The 6,393-nt window shown below is 69.2% G+C and carries 1 protein-coding gene and 1 CRISPR repeat array; the gene reads left to right on the top strand.

Annotation, left to right across the window (positions count from 1 at the left end; translation table 11 throughout):
• Positions 1–123: 123 nt before the first annotated feature.
• A CRISPR array of direct repeats spans positions 124–2,225; the repeat unit is 29 nt; unit sequence CGGAACACCCCCGCGTCGGCGGGGAGGAC.
• 740 nt (positions 2,226–2,965) lie between these two features.
• Positions 2,966–5,806 (top strand): CRISPR-associated helicase Cas3', encoded by a 2,841-nt coding sequence (cas3, locus tag ACFV3R_RS30375; protein ID WP_385589832.1) that lies wholly within the window; start codon positions 2,966–2,968, stop codon positions 5,804–5,806.
• The last annotated feature ends 587 nt before the right edge of the window (positions 5,807–6,393 follow it).

Raw genomic sequence — 6,393 nt, 5'->3', positions numbered from 1 at the left:
TCGTCAGGAACAAGATCAGCACGCACCCGGACACCCTGCCGACCAAGATCGGCAAGTGCAAGACCCACAGCTCAACTCATTCTGAAACGATCAGTTATACCTCTGCGGTCTGGAGCAGCCGAATGCGACACCTCCGCGTCGGCGGGGAGGACTGGTGCAGGGCCATGCCTCGGCGACGACGGACGGAACACCCCCGCGTCGGCGGGGAGGACTACCGCACCAGGGTCCGCACGTGTCCGGACACCGGAACACCCCCGCGTCGGCGGGAAGGACGCTCACGCGACGTCACCCACCGTCTGAACGGCCGGAACACCCCCGCGTCGGCGGGGAGGACGGCGGCGGCCTCGACCTCCTCGCGCGGGCCGACGGAACACCCCCGCGTCGGCGGGGAGGACGACGAGCGGCTCCGGGACCTGGAGGCGGAGGCCGGAACACCCCCGCGTCGGCGGGGAGGACTCGATCTGGTCGGTGGTGATCTCTCGCCAGCGCGGAACACCCCCGCGTCGGCGGGGAGGACGCCTGCGACGCCCTGTGCCGCCCCGCGGTCGACGGAACACCCCCGCGTCGGCGGGGAGGACAGCGACGCCGTGACCAAGACCAGCAACGTCGACGGAACACCCCCGCGTCGGCGGGGAGGACCACCGAGGGTCGGCGCGCACCTGTAGGCGCGGCGGAACACCCCCGCGTCGGCGGGGAGGACAAGGCCCTGGAGATCGGCATCGACCCGCACGACGGAACACCCCCGTGTCGGCGGGGAGGACCGGGTCGCCGAGCGGCAGGGTGGGGCAAAGGACGGAACACCCCCGCGTCGGCGGGGAGGACTCGGTCTCAGCTTCGTGCTCGGAGGCGGTGAGCGGAACACCCCCGCGTCGGCGGGGAGGACGTACTCCTGGGCAAGAAGCCACCGCTGCACGTCGGAACACCCCCGCGTCGGCGGGGAGGACCATGCGCTGTGCTGTCACCATCAGACCGCCACCGGAACACCCCCGCGTCGGCGGGGAGGACACCTCCGCGGGCCCCGCCCGGGGCGGCGCGGACGGAACACCCCCGCGTCGGCGGGGAGGACGCGCGGCGGCGGTGTGTGGGGCGGTCGGGGTGCGGAACACCCCCGCGTCGGCGGGGAGGACCTCCACGCTGAGGCCGAGTGCCTCGCAGGCGGCGGAACACCCCCGCGTCGGCGGGGAGGACGAGGGTGCCGGTCGTGTCGCGGATCTCCCAGCCGGAACACCCCCGCGTCGGCGGGGAGGACGCTGAGGACCGCGAGACCATCGGCCCGAAGGACGGAACACCCCCGCGTCGGCGGGGAGGACTGAACTTCAGCAGCAGCTCCACCATCGCCTGGCGGAACACCCCCGCGTCGGCGGGGAGGACCCGCCGCTGTGAGGGAACGCCTTGTGGAGGGCCGGAACACCCCCGCGTCGGCGGGGAGGGCGGCACCTGCGGTAAGAGGGCGTGTTGCGGGTGCGGAACACCCCCGCGTCGGCGGGGAGGACGGAGAGGTAGTCCTGCGCAGCGCCGACGGCGGCGGAACACCCCCGCGTCGGCGGGGAGGACTCGTAGCGGTAGCCGCAGTCGGGCGAGGGGGCCGGAACACCCCCGCGTCGGCGGGGAGGACGTGTTCTCGCGCTGGCGCCAGGCGTCCAGGACCGGAACACCCCCGCGTCGGCGGGGAGGACTGTTTCCGGGCCGGTGCCTCCGGCTCACCCCTCGGAACACCCCCGCGTCGGCGGGGAGGACGGACACCGGGTCATCCTCTACTGCAACCGCGACGGAACACCCCCGCGTCGGCGGGGAGGACCCGTGGGCGTGCCACAGACCGGACGCGATCAGCGGAACACCCCCGCGTCGGCGGGGAGGACGCGGTGAGAATGGCAGTGTCGGGCTCACCTACCGGAACACCCCCGCGTCGGCGGGGAGGACGGGTACTCCATGTCCGCCACCAGTCCACGGAGCGGAACACCCCCGCGTCGGCGGGGAGGACCCTTCACCCAGGAGGGTGCCCGTCTGGTGGGTCGGAACACCCCCGCGTCGGCGGGGAGGACGACAGCGACGAGACGAAGCCGGCCGAGCTCCGCGGAACACCCCCGCGTCGGCGGGGAGGACGCCGCATGACCACCGACGTGATCCCCCGCGCACGGAACACCCCCGCGTCGGCGGGGAGGACCCACTGCCGACCAACGAGATAAGTGTATGTCACGGAACACCCCCGCGTCGGCGGGGAGGACACTTCCTGACCTGCACTTCAAGAGGCGCTTTGCGTGTTCTTTGCCGTTCTCGATGGGGTGAGGCGCTCAGTCAGTCGCACGGCGTCACTTTATCTGGTGCGGCTTGCGAGGCGCCGGGGCGAGTGCGGAGCCCACCTCACCAGGTTCTGTGAAGCGGACGGTCACCTCCGTACCAAGGCCCAAAAACGGCGGCCCCATTCGCGGTAGGCATGAGACTGGACGTCGTGCCTGCTGAGTCTTCCTTCGAGCCTGCAGATCGAGGTGAGCCAAGCCGCCGAGGTAGGGGAGGGCGGCGGTGAGGACGATCTCGGTCTACGTCCGTCCGGCGGTGATGTGCCGTGCGACCTGAGCCCGGCTGTGAGCGTCGCTGGGCACACATGGCCCGGGATGACCTGGTAGAGCGCGGGCAACGTTTGGTTCGGTCGCTGGATGCGGGCTCCGGGGCCGCGCCGCATGGAGCCGCGAAGGACGCCTCGGATCGCTCCGCTCGGGTTGCCGCCCGCGGTGATCGGCAGATGTTCGGCGGTGAGTTGTGTTCTCCCGGCTGGAGTCATGAGAAGAGGCCCCCAGCGGCCAGACAGGGCAACGCGAAGTCGGGCCAGGGGGCGTCAGGCAGCCGCTGGTGCACGACCGCCGGAACCCCAGTACCAGGCACCAATGTCAGTGCCGAGTGCTTGGATTCGAGCCACAGCGGTGTTGCTTTCGCTGCTGATCCGAGTAGCGGAGTGGAGGAGGTTGGAGTGCTGGCCAGGCAGAGCGTGCTGGATGAGTCGGTGTGGGGGAAGAGCCGTGGGCTGGATCCGGGGCTGCCTCCCTACCCGCTGGTAAGGCATCTTCTCGACACGGCCGCTATGGCGCTTCACTTGTGGGACGTGTACCTGGCGGACAACCAAAGGGCGCGTATAGCTGCCGGGATGGGTTTGGGTGGGGAGCTGGATCGTGCCCGGGCGCTTGTCGGGCTGTGTGCTGGCCTGCATGACATCGGGAAGCTGTCGGGGTTCCAGTTCTGTTCACGGCGAGCTGCCCAGTTCCTGAGCGGCGAGCTGGCGGCAGGCAGTGAGCGGATGAGCACCGGGCGGGCAGGGCACGATGTGGCCGGCATGACTGCCGCGGCCGAGGTGCTGAACGTGCTGGGCTTCGAGGACGCGGAGGAGGGGAGCGCTTCTGAACGAGTGGCGGAGATCATCGGTGGTCATCACGGACGCTTCCACCGTCTGGAAAACGGTGTAGGGCAGGCGTTTCTGGGTGGCGCAACGTGGGCTGGCCAGCGTGCCGCGCATGCTACGGCGGTGCATGACGCGCTGGGGGCCCCGGCGGAGCCTGGGGCGTTCGAGGCTCCCGTCGCGGTGTTGGTGACGGGGGTGGTGATTCTTGCGGACTGGCTGGTGAGTCAGGAGGGGTACCTGCGGCAACGTCAGCGAACACTCGAGTCTTCGCTGACCGCTCATTTCCGGCGTTCGCAGGCGGACGCGGCCAGGTTGCTGCGGGATGCCGGGCTGGCTCCGGTGGAACTGGAGCGCAAGGACTTTGCCGAGGCGTACGGCATCGCGGGGAAGCCGAATCCTCTGCAGCGGTCGGTTATGGAGGAACTGTCGGTTGCGGCGGGTGCCGGGGGACGGGGCGGCATCATGCTGGTGACCGCTGCCCCCGGTGACGGCAAGTCGGAGACCGCGCTGGAGGCGGAGCGGATCCTGTCAAAGATCTTCGGTACGCACGGGTACGCGTTCCTGCTGCCGACGATGGCCACCAGTGACCAGATGTACGACCGGGTCGCCAGGGCGTTGGGAAACCAGTCCGGGGAGGATGCCGGGCTGACCTTGGTGCACAGCATGGCGTGGCTCAGCGGTGCCTATGCCGACGACGACCTGGACGGTGAGACGGTGGTGACCTGCGATGGCGACGAGGCTCCGGCCGGGCGCCGCCGCCAGGAGGCCGACATGCGGCCGGGGCGGTGGCTCCGTGGATCGAAACGGCCGCTGCTGGCGCAGTTCGCGGTCGGGACGATCGACCAGGCGCTGATGGCCGTCCTGCCCGTACGGCACAACGCTCTGCGAATGCTGGCCCTCTCGAACAAAGTCTTCATCGTGGACGAGGCGCACGCCTACGACCCGTACATGCAGGTGCTGCTCGGCCGGCTGCTGAACTGGCTGGGCTTCTACGGAGTGCCGGTCGTGCTGCTCTCGGCGACCTTGCCGGGGTCGGTCGGCGACCGGTTGATCAAGGAGTACCTGCAGGGGGCAGGCCACAAGTCGAAGGCGTTGAAGCAGCAGACTTTCCCGGCGCCTTACCCGGGCTGGCTGTATGTGGACGGCGAGACCGGCAGATGCGTGCAGATGTCCCAGCCGCGTCACAGGGAGCAGACCCGCACGCGGAACATGTGGCTCAGGGTAGACGTCGAGCGAGTAATCCATGGTGGGAAGGGCGTGGCGGGGGGCCGGATTGCGGTGATCAAGCGCCTGCTGAAGCCGGTCGCGACGGGTGACGGCGGTACCGCCTTGGTGGTGTGCAACACGGTGGGTGACGCGCAGGAGACATATCTGCAGCTCCGCGAAGTGCTCGACCGGCGGTCCCACGAGGAGGGGAGCGACGTGCAACTGCTGCACGCCCGATTTCCCGGAGATGTGCGGGAGGAGCGTACGGCAAAGGTCACTGCTGGGCTGGGCCGGAGCGGTCCGAGGCCGGTCCGGCGGATCGTGGTGGCCACGCAGGTCGTTGAACAGTCCCTGGACTTGGACGCGGACATCGTCATCAGCGATCTCGCCCCCCTGTCGTTGCTGTTGCAGCGGGCGGGCCGCTGCTGGCGGCATGAGAATCACTGGCAGAGGCACGGCTACCCCGACGATCGCGGCCGCCCCAGGTGGGCGGATGGACCGCGGCTTGTCGTCCTCGATCCCTTGGTGGGCGGTGGCCGGATGCCGGTGCAGTGGGGTGAGGTGTACTCCGAGCACCTGCTCGGCAAGACCTCGCGGAAGCTGGCCGAGATCGAGGGCGGCGGCATCGCCATTCCGGATGATGTGCAGACTTTGGTCGAGGCGGTCCACGGAGACGGCGAGGAGTTCGATTGGAACGACCCCGGCAGCCGCGAGGCGAAGGCTTGGACGGAGCACAAGGGCAAGGAGACCGCCGAGCGGAGCATGGCCGCTCTGTGCGCCGTACGCCGTGCCCGGCAGGTTGCGGAGCTCCACGACCTGCATGACATGGAGGGGGATGAGGACGAGTGGGAGGTCTCGACTCGTCTGGGCGCGGACTCGGTGCGCCTGCTCTGCGCCTACGCCCAAGAGGACGGCCGACTCACCCTCGACGCTGAGGGTGAGCAGCCACTGCCCGAAGCGTCCAAGGACGGCAGGATGCCGGCCTCATCCGTTCGACAGGTGATACGTCGCACGATTCCCGTCCGCGCCGACTGGTTCCGTGACGCCGAGCCCGACACTCTCAGTCCGCCCTCCTCATGGGCCGAGCACCCCATGCTGGGAGACCTCCGAGTCCTCCGTCAGCCGGTCCGCCAGGGCAAGGCCCAAGCAGTGAAAGTGGGCGACAAAGTCCTCTCCTTGGACCAGGACCTGGGCCTCGTCCGCGTTTAGAGGGACGCGGCTGTAGAGGGAGGCACCCCCACATCGGCGGGGAAGCCGTTGAGCTGATCTCAGCCCCACGCTCTCCAACTGGAACACCCCCACCTTGGCGGGGAGACGGTCGCGCCTGAGTACGGCGATCAACTCCACCCGAGGCTATCGGGAGAAGCCGCGGTACGCCTTGCCCGCCCCAGCCAGCAGAAGCAGGCAGGACCCGATGATGGTGGCCGGGTCGGGTCTCGCGCTGACGACGATGACGATGATGGCGGTCACCAGCACGCAAGGTGCTGGCGAAGTCCCGGCCGCGGGTGCGGCGGGAACTACGTACACGACGACTCCCCGGTTCAACTCTGGTGTGTTGAGCGGAAGTTCAACCGTTCGCGACTCCTGGGCACAAGTCGATCAAGGACCCCTCCTCTAGCTCCACCCCACGTTCTCCAACCTTCTGGTTCTCGTCACATGCGTCGCCGAAGGGTGCTCTACTGGACCGGCAGCATCGAACGGCCACCCTGTGTCGGTGGTGACTGCTTGAATGCGAAGTGCGACTCAGGCGGCGGTGCGCTGGGGCTTTGTCGTGCTGCTTTGCGCTGACCATGTTC

This window comes from Streptomyces sp. NPDC059740 (assembly GCF_042733155.1).
Lineage (GTDB): Bacteria > Actinomycetota > Actinomycetes > Streptomycetales > Streptomycetaceae > Streptomyces.
Note: the sequence above shows the minus strand (reverse complement) of the source record. Positions and strands in the feature narration are given on the sequence as shown.